The 17026-nt window shown below is 69.1% G+C and carries 10 protein-coding genes; 5 read left to right on the top strand and 5 right to left on the bottom strand.

Annotated elements, in window-relative coordinates; translation table 11 throughout:
• Positions 1-5: 5 nt before the first annotated feature.
• Both NC7_RS12535 and NC7_RS12530 read right to left on the bottom strand, forming a co-directional pair.
• The gene (locus tag NC7_RS12535; RefSeq protein WP_067982719.1) at positions 6-1334 is read right to left on the bottom strand and encodes an alpha/beta hydrolase family protein; all 1329 of its coding nucleotides are present in this window, start codon (positions 1332-1334) and stop codon (positions 6-8) included.
• A 125-nt stretch (positions 1335-1459) separates the two neighbouring features.
• On the bottom strand, positions 1460-2167 hold the full coding sequence (locus NC7_RS12530) for a siderophore-interacting protein (protein ID WP_067982716.1): 708 nt from the start codon (positions 2165-2167) through the stop codon (positions 1460-1462).
• Positions 2168-2272: 105 nt separating this feature from the next.
• Between NC7_RS12530 and NC7_RS12525 the strand changes: the two genes are divergently transcribed.
• The gene (locus NC7_RS12525; protein ID WP_067982713.1) at positions 2273-3547 is read left to right on the top strand and encodes a SidA/IucD/PvdA family monooxygenase; all 1275 of its coding nucleotides are present in this window, start codon (positions 2273-2275) and stop codon (positions 3545-3547) included.
• A gap of 30 nt (positions 3548-3577) precedes the next feature.
• Here the strand turns inward: NC7_RS12525 and NC7_RS12520 are convergent, their stop codons facing one another.
• The 3 genes from NC7_RS12520 to NC7_RS12510 all read right to left on the bottom strand — a co-directional run bounded on the left by NC7_RS12520 (position 3578) and on the right by NC7_RS12510 (position 6223).
• A complete protein-coding gene (locus NC7_RS12520; RefSeq protein WP_157101965.1) occupies positions 3578-4231 on the bottom strand; it encodes a hypothetical protein in 654 nt (217 codons plus the stop codon).
• Between the two features lie 143 nt (positions 4232-4374).
• Positions 4375-5469, bottom strand: a complete 1095-nt coding sequence (locus NC7_RS12515; RefSeq protein ID WP_159372846.1) for a hypothetical protein — start codon at positions 5467-5469, stop codon at positions 4375-4377.
• Positions 5470-5539: 70 nt separating this feature from the next.
• Positions 5540-6223 carry a GNAT family N-acetyltransferase gene (locus tag NC7_RS12510; protein WP_236573252.1) on the bottom strand — a complete coding sequence of 228 codons (684 nt, stop codon included), beginning with the start codon at positions 6221-6223 and terminating at the stop codon, positions 5540-5542.
• Between the two features lie 232 nt (positions 6224-6455).
• On the opposite strand from NC7_RS12510, the gene NC7_RS12505 reads away from it, so the two are divergent.
• The 4 genes from NC7_RS12505 to NC7_RS30145 are packed head-to-tail and all read left to right on the top strand — an operon-like array spanning position 6456 to position 17022.
• Positions 6456-7208 (top strand): thioesterase II family protein, encoded by a 753-nt coding sequence (locus NC7_RS12505; protein WP_067982336.1) that lies wholly within the window; start codon positions 6456-6458, stop codon positions 7206-7208.
• Positions 7205-8518, top strand: a complete 1314-nt coding sequence (locus tag NC7_RS12500; protein WP_067982333.1) for a beta-ketoacyl [acyl carrier protein] synthase domain-containing protein — start codon at positions 7205-7207, stop codon at positions 8516-8518. The genes NC7_RS12505 and NC7_RS12500 overlap by 4 nt, the downstream gene beginning before the upstream one ends.
• Positions 8511-11696, top strand: coding sequence for a nocobactin polyketide synthase NbtC (nbtC, locus tag NC7_RS12495; RefSeq protein ID WP_067982330.1), 3186 nt, complete (start codon positions 8511-8513; stop codon positions 11694-11696). The genes NC7_RS12500 and nbtC overlap by 8 nt, the downstream gene beginning before the upstream one ends.
• Before the next feature lie 13 nt (positions 11697-11709).
• On the top strand, positions 11710-17022 hold the full coding sequence (locus NC7_RS30145) for a non-ribosomal peptide synthetase (RefSeq protein ID WP_067982327.1): 5313 nt from the start codon (positions 11710-11712) through the stop codon (positions 17020-17022).
• Positions 17023-17026 lie beyond the last annotated feature (4 nt).

Raw genomic sequence — 17026 nt, 5'->3', positions numbered from 1 at the left:
GGTGGCTACCGCGCGCTGACACCCGGATGACGTGCCGCCGCCGTCGCGATCCCGGGGTGGTCGCCCAGCAGGAACGGCGTGAGGATGTCGTTGGTGAGCCACTGGGTGTCGGTGGGTCCGCGTGACCCACCGACGAACAGTGTCGCCACGAAACGCACCGGCGCGGAGACGAAGTGCGATGCGTCGGTGAAACCGAAGTGGTCGGCCTCGTCGATCTCGTAGCGGAACGAGGGGGCGCGCAGCCGTCGCAGCAGGTCGGCATTGCCGTCGAGGTAGCGGGCCGAATGGCCGGTGATGTCGCGGTCGCTTTCCAGGATCAGCACCGGACGGTCGATCGTGCGCTGAGGCAGGTCGCTGTAGAGCGTGCCGTCGAGATTGGCCGCGGCGGTGAGCCTTCGGTCCTCGGACAGGGCGGACAAGGCCGCGGCGCCGCCGAAAGAGTGGCCGACGGCGCTGATGTGGGTCGGGTCCAGCCGATCGGTCAGCGGGCCGAGATCGGTGCCGGCGCCGATCCGGTCGAGGACGAATCGCAGGTCGGCCGTGCGGATCTCCTGACGCTCCACCATGAAGCGTGGATCGTCGACCGGCAGGGTCTCGACGGTGTGGGCGATGGTGCCGTCGGCGAGCTCGGTGACGGCCGACTCGTAGGGATGGTCAACGGCGAGCACGACGAAACCCCGGCTGGCGAGGTCGGCGACCAGCCCGGAGTAGTACGCCCGCGGTGCGCCGTAGCCCGGGGAGAACAGGACGACCGGCCAGCGTTGCCGCGCCCGCGAAACCGGACCCTGGGCGAAGGCGTGGGTGTCGATATGGCTGTAAGCGCCCATGATCAGGCTCGGCACCCCGGCCACCTGCGACGGCAGCGCGTCCTGGCCGTCGAGGTACACCCAGCGTCGCCCGGCGGCGGACTCGGTCGGGTACCACGCCTGCACGACCACATTGCGCCGGTCGTCGGCTTCGGTGCGCGGTTCGGGCCGCGCCGGGTCGACCCAGCGGAAGATCTCCGACCCGACGGCATAGTGGCCGGTCGGTTCCGGTAGTTCGGGCACCGGCGGCACCAGCCACACGGCCGCCGAGATCGCGGCGAGCACACCGATACCGATGCGTCCCAGCAGTTCCCGTCCGGTGGTCGCGACGACCACGAGCATCGCGACGAGCAGCAGGTACAGCGGCCACCACTGCCGATACGGCTCGAACAGCCACAGCAGGGCGTGGCCGGGGATCAGCACCGACACGGCGACCATGCCGACCCGCCTGCCGAGTCGCGGCGCGACGACCAGCAGGATCGCCACGGCCACGGGCGCGCCCAGCATCACGGCATCGATCACGGACACGGCGGCGCTCGTTTCGATCGGGCCGGGTACGGGATCGCCCGGCGTGATCGAACCAGCGTGCCGCACGACACCGTGCGCCCGCATCAGCCGACGGGCGCACGCTCCTCATCCCGCAGGATGATTTCCTACTTCCAGTAGGCCTGGTACTTGATGGCCGTCTTGGGCAGGCCGTGGTGGGTCCTGAGGGTCTTCACGATCGTCCGGGTGGTGTGGCCGTCGCAGGCGACCCACGCGAAAGCATCAGTGGGGCAGGTCATCTCGTGGGCGGCCTCGCGCAGCAGTCGGCCGTCATCGATGCGCTGCACCCAGGTGACGGTGTGGTGCGGCTTGTTGTGCACGGGGATCGTGGTGTCGGATTCGTACTGCCATTCCAGCCACACTCGCGCGGGGGTGTCGCCGATGGCGTCCAGTAGCGAGTTGATAGCCGGGAGCGAGGCGGTGTCGCCGAAGACGACGTATTCGCTCGGGGTCTGCTCGGGCAGCTGGAAGTCGGAGCCGAGGACGCTGGCGTCGAGCGGGTCGCCGGGCTTGGCGCGGCGGGCCCAGTTGGCGGCCGGTCCGTCGTGCAGCGCGAAGTCGATGCAGACGGTGTCCTCGGCCGGGTTCTGGTTGACCAGGGTGTAGCCCCGGTGGTGCAGCTTGTCGCTGTGCTCATCCGGGATCCACAGCCGGATCCATTGCGTGGGATGCACCGGGTTGTCGGCCAGTAGCCCGCCCGCGGTGAAGCTGATCCGTACGAAGTTGTCGGTGATCTGCTCGTTGGCAGTCACGGTGAGGCGATAGTCCGAGCCACCCCAAGCCTTCACGATGAGGCCGTTGAATCCCTTACCCATGGACATTAGGTTAGCCTAACGACACCTACTTGTCTGCCCCCGGTGGATAACTAAGGTAAGCCTATGCAACCATGGGCCGTGCTTGAGAGAGTGGAGAACGAACCGGTGCAAACCCTTCTTGTGGTCGGTGCTGGCCCGAAAGCCCTTGCGGTGGCGGCCAAATCGCATGTCCTGCGCTCGCTCGGTCTGCCCGCGCCGCGCGTGGTCGTCGTCGAGGCGCACGCGGTGGGCGGGAACTGGTTGCCCACCGGTGGCTGGACCGACGGGCAACACCGGCTCGGCACCAGCCCCGAGAAGGACATCGGGTTCCCGTACCACTCCACCTGGGCACGCGGCCGCAACCGCGAGATCGACCGGGCCATGTCGGCCTACAGCTGGACCTCGTTCCTCATCGAGCACGGCACCTACGCCGAGTGGATCGACCGTGGCAGGCCGAGCCCGCAGCACCACGTCTGGGCGAAATACCTGCAGTGGGTGGCCAAGTCGATCGATCTCGAGCTGGTGATCGGGCGCGTCGAGCAGGTCCGCCACGACGACCGCTGGCAGGTGCGGGTCGTCGACGCCGACGGTGCGGACACCGAGCTGAGCGCCGACGGCCTGATGATCACCGGCCCCGGCCGCAGCAGCCGCGCGCTGGCCGAGCACCCGCGCGTGCTGAGCATCGCGACGTTCTGGGACCTGGCGGGCAAGCGCGCTCTGCCCGCCGCCTCGCGGGCCGCGGTGATCGGCGGCGGCGAGACCGCGGGTTCGGCGCTGGACGAACTCGTGCGCCACGAGATGCTCACCATCTCGGTGATCTCGCCCATGGCGACCATCTACACCCGTGGCGAAAGTTATTTCGAGAACTCGCTGTTCAGCGACCCGGTGAAGTGGAACGCGCTGAGCATCCAGGAGCGTCGCGACGTGATCCGGCGCACCGACCGCGGTGTGTTCTCGGTGCGGGTGCAGGAGAGCCTGCTCGGCGACAGCCGGGTCCATCATCTGCAGGGTCGCGTCACCAAGGTCGTGCCGTCCGGTGAATCGCTCGCGCTCACGCTGACCAACGAGTTGCGGGCCGACCAGGTGCACAACTTCGACCTCGTCGTCGACGCGACCGGCGGTCAGCCGCTGTGGTTCCTGGAGATGTTCGATCAGCAGACCGCCGATCAGCTGGAACTGGCGGTGGGCGGCCCGCTCACGCAGCACCGCATCGAGTCATCGATCGGCTACGACCTGGCCGTCAACGGTCTGGCGAGCAAGCTCTACCTGCCGAACATGGCGGCGATGGCGCAAGGCCCCGGCTTCCCGAACCTCAGCTGCCTGGGCGAACTGTCCGATCGAGTGCTGCGCACGGTTCCAGCGCGCAGCCACGTTTCCGCGGCACAAGCGGTATCGCGCTGAGCAGTCAGCCTGTGGCGGCGGCGCAAGTGGTCAGGGGAGTGTGACGTGAGCGCGGATCAGAGTCGCGAGGCGGGCCGGTGGCTGGCCCAACAGGACAGTGCGGGCGATGCTGCCCCGGTCGAGGGTGGTGCACAGTTGACTCAACGCTCGCGCCGTGTCGAGCCGGATGCCGTGTAGCGGTGGTTGATTCAGCCGCCACCTGCCCAGTGAAGTCCGGTGCTCCTGGACGATCTCGAACAGCGAGGCCAGGTCGGTGAGATCTTTGTCTGCGCGCCGCGACCGCCACGCCAGCGCTTTGAGCGCGACCGCGGGTTCGATGTCGGGTGTTGGAACCACGAATTCGAGGTGCTGCCCGTCGGTGAGGCGTATCTGAGCGCGGACGTGGAGCGGGGGCGCCGACAGTGCCAGGCTCAATCCTGGCCCATGATCGAATCCCCGGCCGCCGATCTCGACTATGGTGCCGGGGGCACCGAGTGGTACAAGGATGTCGACGGCGCGTTTGCCCTGACCGTCGTGCTCGAGTTCGTAGTTGTTGCCGGATCGTGCAACATAGTTGCGTTCGAGTAGCCGGTCGTGGAAGTGCTGGCTGGCTGCGATTTCGGTGCTGACGCCGGTGTCGGCGTCGATGGTGCCGCGGAGCTGTGCACGAGCCGTTGGGTAGAGGTGGATAAGCAGCTGCACCATGTGCCCGCCGATGATGCGCCATTGTGGAACAGGGTCGGCGAGCCGGGAGCCAACGGCTGCGACGTCGGCAAGTGCGAGGTAGCTCAGGTCGTCGGCGTTGGTGGTGGACGCGATGGTGACTGTGATGGGTGACCCGTTGAGCACTAGTCTGCCCGCCGTTGCTCGATGGTGGCCCGCAGGTGCTGGGCTGCTTCGATCGCGGTGGGGTCGGTGCTGGTGTTTTGCAGGTCCCACCAGATCATCGCCGGGTCGGCGACGAGGTGGGGGGCGCGGTTGGGATCAGTGGCTGGATCGGTGGTGAAATAGCGGGCAGCGGGCAGGATCGATTGATCTTGGGGTACCACGATGGTCAGCGTTGCGGCGGAGGCATCCGTGGGGGAGAACCCGACGCCCGTGAAATCGACGACTTCGCCGACGTAGAGCCGGACAGTCGAGGGTCGCATCCACGGCGAGTACTGGTCGGCACCGAGATCGCCGGAAAGCACCGACCACACATCGAGCTCGGTGAGCAGCTCTCGCGCCGTGTCGTACTGGACCGCGGCGTCGTCCAGTCCGTACCAATGTTGCTGCAGGCCACGTGGGCTGGGATAGGCGGTGTACCAGTCGTCGAGCAGGCGGGGTGTGCCGATCCACTTGTGATTGTCGAGCGACCGCGTAACGTGTTTCAGTTTCCGGGTCGCGACGGAGACCGCTTGCTGGGTTGCGCCGGTAGCGGTGACCAGGTCGTTTTGGGTCATCGGCTGTTCGCAGATTGCCAACAGCCTCTGCACGGCGAGCCGTTGCCAGGGCACCCTGCGCCGGTCGTGGCGGGGGTCGGCAGTGGGGTGCTGCTCCAGCAACACTTTCCCCTCGAGGATGACCCGAGGCGGGCGAGTTGTGACCAGATCGAACTCTCCGGCGAGGGCGGCAGCCAGTATCGATGTGGGTGCGGTGTCGGTGCCGTAGAGCTGGAACTCCAGATTCCGGTCGGGGCGGTGGCGGCGTACGTCTGAGGGGGTCAGTTTGTGGGCGTAGAGTTTGACGCTGGTGGGTCTGCGATGCCCGTCGGGGGTGAGGATTAGCAGGTCGAAGTTGCTGTCGTTGTGGTGTCCGGCAGGCGGGCCTTGAACTCGTAGGCCGCAGCGGTTCAGCAGGTGTAGGAAATCTCGGTAGATCGTCACGGCAACCCTCCAACCTCCCCGACAGACTCTACAACCGAGTTCACTGCATCCTGTACTCGATTGTTTGACAAAATTCATACAAAAGAGTACACGGGCGAGTTGAATGTAGGCAGGTAGGGCCGCCCTCTCTCTGCGTGAACGGCTCGGGTCAGCGAAGAGCGGGTACGTCGTCCGGGGTGCGCGGGGCCGTGTACAGGCCGATGCGGCGGTCGGGGCGGATGTCGAACTCCCCGAGGCTCTGCCAGTTCGCCTTCTCGAGGGTGCGCTTGATCGGCTTGTTGCGATGATCGGGATCGCCCATCATGCGCCTGCAGTCGGGGTTGGTCGCGAAGATCGCGGCGGCCAGCAGCGAGAACCAGGCCGACATGATGCCCTTGCCCATCACCGCAGTCTCCGCGGTGGCGATGTGCACGCCGATATCGCCGGGATCGGCGTGGTAGAGCGTGCCGATCTCGTCCTTGGCGGCCCGGTAGAACTCGATGTAGGCGACGTCGACCACGCCCTTCTCCGGCTGACCGATCACGGCGAAATCGAGGCTGAGAATGCAGGGGCGGGAATAGGTTCCGGCCAGCTGGGTGCGGAAGTTCTCGCGGCGGCGCCGCGCGTCCCAGTCCTGCTCCCAGGACTCGAGCAGGTGCGGGCGGGCCATCCATTCTTCGAGCATGTCCGGGTCGGTACCGTCGGGGTCGGCCATCCGCAGCGAGAAGGGCGCCTCGAACACCGGCAGGTTCGGCGCGGGGGCGGCGGCTACGTCAGCGGGCAGGTCGGTCTGCTCGCGGGGCAGCGCGGTGGGGGTCCCGGCGGGGTTCATCTGCTGGGTGCTCCGTTCCATCGTTACCTTGGTCACCTCGATTGGTAAGGCTAGCCTATACTAATGGGTTGATGCTACTGTTGCCGGACCGATCGCCCGGTGGTTGCCGGAGCGCGCCCGGAGCTGGTTCGGGCTCGGCGGCAACAACATTCGCCCCGGTCCCGGACGTCTGCGCCGGGTGGCCCGTATCCGGGCCCGGCGAGAGATAGAGCTGAACGGCCGCAGCTAGGCGCGGTCGGTGAGGGAGAACGACATGGCAAGAGAACTCGGCTGGATCAGGCAATTCCAGGCCCCCCGGACCGATTCCCTACCGCCGCTGATCGTCTTCCCGCACGCGGGCGCGGGCGCATCGGCGTATCGGGTGTTCGCCAAGCGTATGGCGCATGACTTCGACACCGTGATCGTGCAGTACCCCGGCCGTCAGGACCGCCTCCGCGAACCGGCCGCCGAGACCCTTCCCGAACTGGCGCGGGGCGCGTTCGACGCCTTCCGTGGTTCCGCGCGCGACACCGGCGCCCCGATCACCGTGTTCGGCCACAGCATGGGCTCCATCGTCGCCTTCGAGTTCGCTCGACTCGCCGAAGCCGCCGGGTTGTCCGTGCGTTTGCTGGTGGTCTCCGCGGCCGCTGCCCCGCAGCGGATCGCCGAGCTGCCCGGTCATCCGACCGAGGACGAGGAATTGCTCGACCACATGGCCACGCTCAACGGCACCGGCGCGGACGTGATGGCCAGCCGTGAGGTGATGCGGATGGCGCTGCCCGTGCTCAAGGCCGACTACCGCGCCTTCGACGCCTACTCCTGCGGTGCCGACGTGCGCGTCGCCGCACCCGTGCTGGTACTCGGCGGTGACGACGACTCGTTCGTCGGCCCGCGCGACCTCTACGGCTGGGACCAGGCAACCACGGCCGAGGTGGAGGTGAACCTCTTCGCGGGCGGACACTTCTACGTCGACGAGAACATCGACGGCATCGCCGAGGTGCTGGCCGGACAGGCGCTGACCCGATGAGCCTCGATCCCATCGTCATCGTCGGGATGGGAATCGAGGCCCCCGGCGGCATCGAGACCCTGCCGGACTTCTGGTCCGCGCTCGCGACCGGCCGTGAACTGATCGGCCCGTTCCCGCGCGACCGTGACTGGCCGCTGGCCGAACTGTTCGCCCTCGGCCGCCTCGACGGCTGGGCGCCCGTCCGCGACGCCGGTGGATTCCTCGACGGCGCCACGGAATTCGATGCCACGTTCTTCGGCATCACCCCGCGCGAGGCGGTCGCGATGGACCCGCAGCAACGGGTGGCCATGCGGGTGGCGTGGCGTGCGCTCGAGCACGCGGGCGTCAATCCCGGTGCGCTCGAGGGTGATGCGGCCGGTGTCTTCATGGGTGTGTCGATCACCGAATACGGTCCGCGCGCGGCAGGTGTCAACGAGTACAGCGGGTACCGGGGCACCGGAACCGCGCTCGGTGCGGTGGCCGGACGGATCTCGCACGGTCTCGGCCTGGTCGGCCCGTCGATCAGCGTGGACACCGCGTGCGCGTCGTCGCTCACCGCCGTGCATCAGGCCGCGTCGGCGATCCGCGCGGGGGAGTGCGACTGGGCGCTGGCCGGTGGCGTGTGTGTGATGGGCACGCCCGGCGCGTTCTACGAGTTCTCCAAGAACAACGCCCTGGCCACCGATGGTCACTGCCGTTCCTACGCGGCCGACCCGACCGGCACCCTGTGGGGTGAGGGCGCGGGCGTGATCGTGCTGGAACGTGAGTCGCGTGCCAAGGCGCTCGGCCACCGGATCTACGGACACCTGCTCGGTTCCCGGGTGAACCACAACGGCGCCGGTGCGCCGATCGCCGTGCCGAGCGCGGCCGCGCAGCAGCGGTTGATCGAAGCGACGGTGGCCGCGGCCGGGGTGAGCGTCGACGATATCGACCTGATCGAGGGCCACGGCACCGGGACCGCCGTCGGCGACCCGCTCGAATTGACCGCGCTGGCGGCGACGTACGGCAACCCTGATCGCGCCGCGGGTCCGCTGCTGGGCTCGGTGAAGTCCAACGCCGGGCACGCGCAGGCGGCCTCGGGCATGCTCGGGCTCATCAAGGTGCTGCTCTGCGGTGCGAACGACACCATCGCCCCGAGCCTGTGGGCCGACCAGCCGACCACCGACATCGACTGGACAGCAACGACATTGCGCTTGGCGGTCGAGGCGACCGAATGGAAGCCGCGCCCCGACGGGCTGCGCTACGCCGCCGTCTCGTCGTTCGGCGTCGCGGGAACCAACGCGCACGCCATCGTCGGCCTGCCGGTGCTGGAGGAGACCAATCATGGCTGAGTACCGTCTGCCCGACGGCAGCGTCCCGGTTCTGCTGTCCTCCGACACCGCCGACGGGCTGCGCGCCGAGGCCGCCGCCCTGCGCGACTACGTCGACGCGCACCCCGAGGTGACACCGGAACGGTTGGCCGACATGCTGTTCCGCACCCGGACGCCGCGCCGTCGGCGGGCGCTGATCCTGGCCCGGCCCACTGCCGTCGGCGGCGCGGGCGACCAGGCCGCCCTGCCCGGAAACGGTGCCGAGTCGTCGAGTGAGCTGCGCGACTCGCTGAACGCGATCGCGACCGGCGCCGAGGACGACACCGTTGTGCTCGGTGACGTCCCCGCGAGCTCTCGCCGCATCGGTTTCGTCTTCCCCGGTCAGGGCAGTCAGCGACCCGGTATGGGCGCGCTGTTCTACGCGCGGTCGCAGGCCTATCGCACCGTCGTCGACGAGTGCGCCGCCATCCATCTCGAACGGTTCGGCCACTCCCAGCCGCTGCACTACCTGCTCGGTGACGAGGGGCAGTACGAGGACACGGTGTGGGAAGTGCAGCCCGCCCTGATGTTCCACATGACCGGTCTCGCCGCGCTGTGGCAGGCCGCCGGGGTGACGCCGCAGGCCACGATCGGGCACAGCCAGGGCGAACTGGCCGCCGGTGCCGTGTCGGGTGTGATGACGCTGCGCGACGCGGTCCTCGCCGTCACCCACCGCGCGCACCTGGTCGAGCGCATCTCCCCGCGCGGCTATTCGATGGCCGTGCTCGGCATGGACCGCGAGTCTTGTGAGGCGTTGCTGGCCAGGCATTCGGGCTGGGCGGAGCTGTCGGTGGTCAACTCGCCGCACATTCTGGCCATTTCCGGTGACCGCGAGACCATCGTCGACCTGGTCGCCACCGCCACCGCGCGCGGCCAGTTCGCCCGTGAGATCCGGGTGGCCTACCCCGCGCACACCTCCATCGTGGCCGAGTTGCGCGCCGACTTCGTGGACATGCTCGGCGACGAGATGAGTGGCACGCACTTCGCCGCGTCCGAGATCGATTGCTACGGCGCGACTCTCGGAGCCAAGATCGACACCGACCTCACCCACCAGGACTACTGGTACTGGAACCTGCGCAACCGCGTGCGTTTCGACAAGGCCGTGATCGCGGCGGGCAGCGACGGCGTCGACCTGCTGATCGAGGTGGCCGAACACCCGGTGCTGCAGCTGGCCCTGCAGGAGAACCTCGGCCTGGTCCCGACGCGTCCCGGCCTGCCGCAGCGCGACTTCCGTGTTCTCGGTACATCGCTGCGCACCGCCGAGGGACTCGCGGAGTTCACCCGTAACCTCGCCCAGGTGGCGGTGCTCGATGCCGGTTACCGGTGGGACGCGCTGCGCGTGGACGACACCGTCACCCTGCCGCTGCGCGACTTCCCGCACACCGTCACGGCCCCGAAGCGGCTCTGGGCCGCTCCCGACGAGTCGGCGACCCCGCCCGAACTCGTGATCGCCACGCCGAAACCCCAACGGCTGGTCGAACAATGGACCCCGCTCCAGCGCCGCGCCCTGACCGCGCCGCGCAGCCTGCTCATCGTGGACCACACCGGCGAGTGCGCGGCTCTGGCCGCCGCTCTGGTCACGGCCGCGGACCGCCACGGCGCCGAGGCCCGTGTCGTCGGCCCGACCGAACTGACCGCACAGACCGAGCGGCCGGGTGCGGTTGATTCGGTCGTTGTCCTGCTGCCGCCCGTGGCGTCCGACGACACCACGACCGCCGTCGACGCACTCACCTCGTTCTACGCCGAAAAGGGCTGGACCCCGGCACTTTCCGCCCTGCGTCCCGGCGGCGAATGCTGGCTGTTGACCGTCGGTGGTGAGTCCGTGCACGACAGCGATCCGATCCCCGGTCTGTTCCAGTCCGGTGTCGCAGCCGGATTCCGTAGCGTCGGAATCGAACAACCCGGCACCCTGTTCCGTCACCTCGATCTCGCCGCGGACGAGGACCCGATCGCGCAGGCGGCCCGGATCGTCGGCGCGGTGCACTCCAGTGGTGAGGCCGAACTGGCGCTGCGCGCAGGCAAGCTCTTCGTGAAGCGTCTGGTCGTCGACTCGACCGAGGACACCGGCTCGCTGGCCGAGGATCTCGATCATGTGGTGATCGTCGGCGGCACCGGTCAACTGGGCCTGCGCTTCGCCGATCAGTTGGCCCGCACCGGCACCGGCCGGGTCACCCTGCTCAGCCGCAGCGGCGAAACAGACGCGGTAGCAATGGAAGTGGCACGTCTGCGTGGTCTCGGTGCCACCGAGATCGTGGTGCGTTCGTGCGACGTGAGCGATCCGGAGTCGGCAAAGGCCTTCGGCGCCGAAATCACCGATCGCCCCGCCGACCTGGTTATCCACGCCGCGGTGAACTACGTCGACGCCGAACTCGACCAGATCACCGCCGAGGCCGTGCGCACCGCCGCCCGCGCCAAGCCGCACGGCCTCGACGTCCTGATCGACACCGTGCCGCTGACCACCGATTGTCGTGTGCTGCTGTGCTCGTCGATGGCCGCCACCATCGGTGGACGTGGTCAGATCCTGTACGCGGTCACCAACCGCATGCTCGACGTCGCCGCCCGCAGGCTGCGCGCTCGCGGCATCGCGGCGGCCAGCCTGCAATGGGGGCTGTGGAGCGTGGCGGGTCCGCTCGACGAAGCCGGATTCGCCCGCGTGGAAGAGGCTGGCGTTTTCCCGATGGTTCCCGGCGATGCCATCGACGCGGGCTTCGCGGCGCCGGTCCGCGACGGCATGATCATCGCCGCCGACTGGGACTTCCTGCGCGAGGTACTCGGCGCGTTCGGTCAGGACAGTGTGCTCACCGGTCTGGAATCCGGGACTTCCGGTGCGAGTGCTGGCTCGGATTCGGCTGAGAAGCAAGCATTTTCGGCTCCACCCGCGCCGCAGGTGCAGCTCGAATCGCCCGCACCGGCCGACAGCGCCCCGCTCGACTTGCGCGTGCGGACCGAACTGCTGAAGGTGATCGGAGGCGACAGCGCCGAATCCATCGACGCCACCATGCCGTTGGTCGCCCTCGGCCTGGATTCGTTGCAGGCCTTGGACTTCCGCAAGCGCGTGAAGGCGGAGCTGAACCGGGATCTACCGGTCGCGGCGATTCTCGGCGGCGCGTCGCTCGACGACGTCGTGCTGCTGATGGCACAGAACACCAACCAGGGCTAGGGGCCGAAAGAACATGTCAGACACCGAAGCCACCCTGTCCGTCGCGGAACGCCGCAAGCAGTTACTTCACCAGAAACTGCGCGAGCGCGGCATGGCCGCGTCCACTACGCCCGTCGCCGTGCCGCGCGTCGCGGTGGGGGAGCGCCGTCCGCTCACGCCGGGCCAGCGCCGCATGTGGTTCCTGCAGACCCGTGACCCGCAGGACACCGCCCTCAACATCTGCGTCGGCTACCGCCTCACCGGCCCGCTCGACGCCGATCGCCTGCACGCCGCGTTCGACGCCGTCGTGGCCCGGCACGACATCCTGCGCACCACCTACGGCGTGGACGCCGAGGGCGAACCGTTCCAGGTCTTCACCGCCGACGCGCGCGCCGAGTGGACAACCCACGACCTGACCGACCTCGCCGAATCCGGCCGCGACCTGCGGGTGGAGGTGCTGGCGCAGCGCGAGTTCAGCCGCCCGTTCGCCCTCGGCACCGAACTGCCCCTGCGCGCCACCCTGATCCGCACGGGCGCCACCGAGCACGTGGTGCTGGTCACCATCCACCACATCTGCTGGGACGACGACTCCTGGGCGGTGTTCTTCACCGAGCTCAATGCCGCTTACCGAAATGCGGTTTCGCAGGTGAGCCAGGGTGATTCGGTCGGGCACGGCGTCGTGTCGAGCGAGTCGACCGTGCAGTTCGCGGCGATCGCGCCGACGGCGGAACCAGCCGACGACGACGTCGCCTTCTGGCGCGACGCCCTGCGCCCCCTGCCCGAACCCCTCGAGCTGCCCGGCTCCGCCTCGGCCACCCCCGGCAGGCAGGCGCGGCGCCGCACCCACCGGCTCCCGGCCGACCTCGTCACCCGCACCGAAGAGTTCGCGCGCGAACAGGCCGCGACCCCGTTCATGGTGCTGCTGGCCGGTTTCGACGCCCTCGTGCACCGCTACACCGCCGCCGACGACTTCCTCGTCTCCATCCCCGTCACCGACCGCCCCGCGGGCACCGAAGCACTCATCGGCTACTTCGGCAACACCCTGCTGCTGCGCGCGGGCATCGGCACCGGCGACGACTTCACCACCCTCGTCGCCGCCGTCCGCGAAACCTGTACCGGCGCATTCGCTCGTCGCGGCGTCGGCATCGATCGTGTTGTGCGCGAAGCGAACCCGGATCGTGTCGCGGGTCGTGACGGTCTGGACCAGCTGGTTCGGCTCGGCTTCAGCGTGCGCAAGAGCGCCGACGGTTTCGCCATCGACGGCGTCACCTCCACCCTGCTCGAACTCGGCGCCGTGAGCGCGCAGGTGCCGCTGGCCTTCGCGGTGGTGCTCGATACCGACGGCACCGCGGTCGTCGAGGCCGAGTACCAGACCGATGTGCTGCCCGAAACCCTCGTCGACCAGCTGCTCGTGCACTTCGGCGTGCTCCTCGACAGCGCGTTGCGCGAACCAACGCGCAGGCTGCGCGACCTCGAGATGCTCGCCGCCGCCGAGCGCACCGCCCTGCTCGACCGCTCACACGGTCTGCTCGTCGACCAGCCCGCGACCACCCTTGTCGCACTGTTCGAAACGGCCGCCGCCGCATCGCCCGACGCGCCCGCTCTGCTCGCCGATACCGCCGAGCTCACCTACGCCGAGCTGCACACGCGCGCGAATCGCCTGGCGCACTGGCTGATCGGGCAGGGCATCGGCACCGAGGACATCGTCGGCCTGCGCCTCGGCACGTCGGTGGAGTTCATCGTCGCCGTGCTCGCCGTGCTGAAGGCGGGCGGCGCGTACCTGCCGATCGACCCGGCGTACCCCGAAGAGCGCATCGAGTACCTGATCGAGGATGCCAACCCCCGATTGCTGCTCGGTGCGGTCGAATTGGCCGCTGCCGAGGAGACGGCGGCCGAGCTGCCGGGCACGGCGCCGACCGATGCCGACCGGTTGCGCCCACTGCGCCCGGCCAACCTCGCCTACGTCATCTACACCTCCGGCTCCACCGGCAAGCCCAAGGGTGTTCCGGTGCCGCACAACGCGATCGCCGAACACATCGTGTGCTTCTCCGCCGAGTGGGACATGACGCCCGCCGACCGCATGATGCAGTCGTCGTCGGTGAGTTTCGACGCCTCACTGGCCGATATCGCCATCCCGCTGTCGGTCGGCGCGCAGATCGTCGTACCGAAACCCAAGCCGTTCCGCGATATTCGCTACGTCGCCGATCTCATCACCCGTCGCCAGGTCACCGTGCTGCACATGGTCCCGTCGATGCTGAGCACCTTCCTGCTGCTGCCCGAGGTGAGCGAGTGGACGTCGCTGCGCCAGGTGCCCGTCGGCGGCGAGGCGCTGCCCGGTGAGGTCGCCGACCGCTTCGCCAACACCCTGGAAGCCGAGCTGCGCAACCACTACGGGCCGACCGAGGCCGTGGTCTGCTCGACGTACATGCCGGTGCACGGGCCGCAGGGCACCGGCGTGGTGCCGATCGGCGTGCCCAACCGCAACGTCTACACCTACGTCCTCGACGAGGCGCTGCACCTGGTGCCCGACGGTGTGGTCGGTGAGCTCTACCTCGGTGGTGACCAGCTCGCCCGCGGTTACCTCGACCGGTCCGCGCTGAGCGCCCAGCGTTTCGTCGCCGACCCGTTCAACCCCGGCGCCCGCCTGTACCGGTCCGGTGACCTGGTGCGCCGCAACAACTTCGGTGAACTCGAGTTCGTCGGTCGCGCCGACGAGCAGGTGAAGGTGCGTGGTTTCCGCATCGAACTCGGCGAGGTGGAGGCCGCCATCGCCGCGCACCCGTCGGTCGCCCAGTGCGTGGTCGTCGTCACCGAGGACCCGGCCATCGGCGCCATGCTCGCCGCCTATGTGGTGCCCGCCGAAGGGTTCATCGACCTCGAGCAGGTCCACGCGTTCGCCGCGGCGGGCCTGCCCGACTTCATGGTGCCCAGCGCGTTCGCGGTGATCCCGGAGGTCCCGCTCACGGTCAACGGCAAGCTCGACAAGCGCGCCCTGCCCGCCGCCACCCCGGCCGTCGCCCGCACCCACCGCGCCCCCGCCACGGCCACCGAACGCAAGATGTGCGCCCTGTTCGGCAGCCTGTTCAACCTCGACGAGGTGAGCGCGGAGGACTCGTTCTTCGAACTCGGCGGCCACTCCCTGCTCGCCGCCCGCCTGGTCGCCCAGATCCGCGCGGAATTCGGCATCGAACTCGACGTGCGCGTCATCTTCGACAGCCCGACTCCCGCCGCCCTCGCCGCGAATCTGGTCGCCCGGTTCCTCGCCGAGTTCGACATGGACCTGGACGCGGTCGACTCCGATTTCGAGGACACCGAACCGGCCGCCGCCGACCCGGCAATCGGGCCGGATGCCGTGACAGGCGTCGCTGCCGCGACTGGCTATGACATCGCGAGGGGCGCCGACGCTGCGACCGGTGCGGTTGCCTCGACCAGCCTTGAATCCGCGACCGGTGCGGTTGCCGCGACCAGCGCAGACTCCACGACCGGCGCTGCGCAGCCGGATGCGGCCGGCGTCAGCGCGACCGGTGGTCCGGCGAACACCGGCAGTGCCGCGCGGCCCCGGTTCGCTCCCGCGGCCACCACCCGTCCGGCGATCGGCAGCCGACCGCGCGGCGAGCGCATCCCGCTGTCGTACTCGCAGCTCGCCATGTGGTTCCAGTACCGCATGGAAGGCGCCGGTTCCGTTGGTAATCTCCCGCTGGCCATGCGCTTCGACGGCCCGCTCGACATCGCCGCTCTGCGTGCCGCGCTCGGCGATGTCGTGGCCCGCCACGGATCCCTGCGCAGCACGTTCCCCGAGCACGAGGGCGTGCCCTACCAGGTGATTCACCCCGCTACCGAGGTCGCGCTGCCGACCAGGGAAGTCGCCGCCGACCAGGTGCGCGCCGAGCTGGCCGAGATCGCCCGCTACGCCTTCACCCTCGACGGCGAGCCGCTGCTGCGCGCCGAACTCCTCGTCCTGGACGCGGACGCGCACGTGCTGTCGCTGCTGGTGCACCACATCGTCGCCGACCACGCCTCCTTCGGCGTCCTGCTCGACGACCTGACCACCGCCTACCGCGCCCGCAGCGAACAGGGGACCGCCCCCGCGTGGGAGCCGCTGCCCATCCAGTTCGCCGACTACGCCCTGTGGCAGCGCGAGCTGTTCGACCAGGCCTCGCCCAGTGAGTTCGCGCAGACCCAGATCGAGTACTGGCGCACCGCGCTGGCCGGGGTGCCCGACGAGATCTCGGTGGCCCACGACCGTCCGCGCCCGCCGGTGCTCGGCAAGCGCGGCGAGGTGGTCACCTTCTCGCTGCCCGCGAGCATCCGCTCCGGCCTCGAGTCGCTGGCGAAGCGCAGTGGCGCCACCGAGTTCATGGTGTGCGAGGCGGCGGTCGCAACCTTGCTGCACACTCTCGGCGGCGGCACCGACATCACCCTCGGCACGCCCGTCGCGGCGCGCACCGATCCGGCGACCACGAACCTGATCGGCCTGTTCGCCAATATGGTCGTGCTCCGCAACGATCTCTCGGGCGTAACCACCCTGCGTGACACGGTGATCCGCGCCCGCGACGTGGTGCTCGATGCCAACGCGCACCAGGAGCTGCCGATCGAGCGCTTGGTCGAAGCGCTCAACCCGCGCCGTTCGCGTTCGCGGAACCCGTTGTTCCAGAGCATGATCCACTTCCGTGGCGCGGACTGGGCGCCGACCACCCTGCCGTTCGCGAGCTCGGGGGCCAGCACCGTCACCGTGCTGCCCGCCGACTTCGACGTCTCGTTCCTGGATCTGAACCTGAGCCTGAACGTGACCGCCGAGGGTGGCATGGACGTGCGCGTGGTCGTCAACGCCGACCTCTACGAACCGGCCACCGCCGCGCTCGTCGCCGACGCCCTCGCCGCAACCCTGCGTGCCTTCGCCGAGAACCCGGATCAGCCGATCGCCGACCTGCGGGTGCTGCCGCAGGACGATCTGGACCGGCTGCTCGCCGTCCCGGCGCCCGTCACCACCGTGGCCGCCGCCGGGGGAGCCGCCGATTCGGACACCGAGCGCACGCTCATCACCCTGATCGAGGAGCTCCTGGAGATCGACGACGTCACGGGCGACGACAACTTCTTCGCCCTCGGTGGCGACAGCGTCATCTCCATCCAGTGGTCGGCCCGCGCCGCCGCTCAGGGGCTGCCGCTGACGCCGCAGATGGTGTTCGAATGCGCCACCATCTCCGAGCTGGCCGCCGCTGTCGACGCCGCGCCTCGGGAGGCGGAAACCGAAGAGCCCGAACAGGTCACGCACGCGCCGATGAGCGCGTCCGGCCTGGACTCCGAGGCCCTGTCCGCCCTCACGGCGGCCTGGTCCGCACAGGGATGAATCA

Source organism: Nocardia caishijiensis NBRC 108228 (assembly GCF_001612825.1).
Classification (GTDB): Bacteria; Actinomycetota; Actinomycetes; order Mycobacteriales; family Mycobacteriaceae; genus Nocardia; species Nocardia caishijiensis.
This window is presented reverse-complemented; position numbering and strand designations above follow the sequence as displayed.

Coding starts and splice junctions, on each gene's coding strand:
- NC7_RS12530 (WP_067982716.1), bottom strand. CDS start 2,167: ATGGGTAAGGGATTCAACGGCCTCATCGTGAAGGCTTGGGGTGGCTCG.
- NC7_RS12520 (WP_157101965.1), bottom strand. CDS start 4,231: ATGGTGCAGCTGCTTATCCACCTCTACCCAACGGCTCGTGCACAGCTC.
- NC7_RS12515 (WP_159372846.1), bottom strand. CDS start 5,469: ATGAATTTTGTCAAACAATCGAGTACAGGATGCAGTGAACTCGGTTGT.
- NC7_RS12510 (WP_236573252.1), bottom strand. CDS start 6,223: ATGGAACGGAGCACCCAGCAGATGAACCCCGCCGGGACCCCCACCGCG.
- NC7_RS12505 (WP_067982336.1), top strand. CDS start 6,456: ATGGCAAGAGAACTCGGCTGGATCAGGCAATTCCAGGCCCCCCGGACC.
- NC7_RS12500 (WP_067982333.1), top strand. CDS start 7,205: ATGAGCCTCGATCCCATCGTCATCGTCGGGATGGGAATCGAGGCCCCC.
- nbtC (WP_067982330.1), top strand. CDS start 8,511: ATGGCTGAGTACCGTCTGCCCGACGGCAGCGTCCCGGTTCTGCTGTCC.
- NC7_RS30145 (WP_067982327.1), top strand. CDS start 11,710: ATGTCAGACACCGAAGCCACCCTGTCCGTCGCGGAACGCCGCAAGCAG.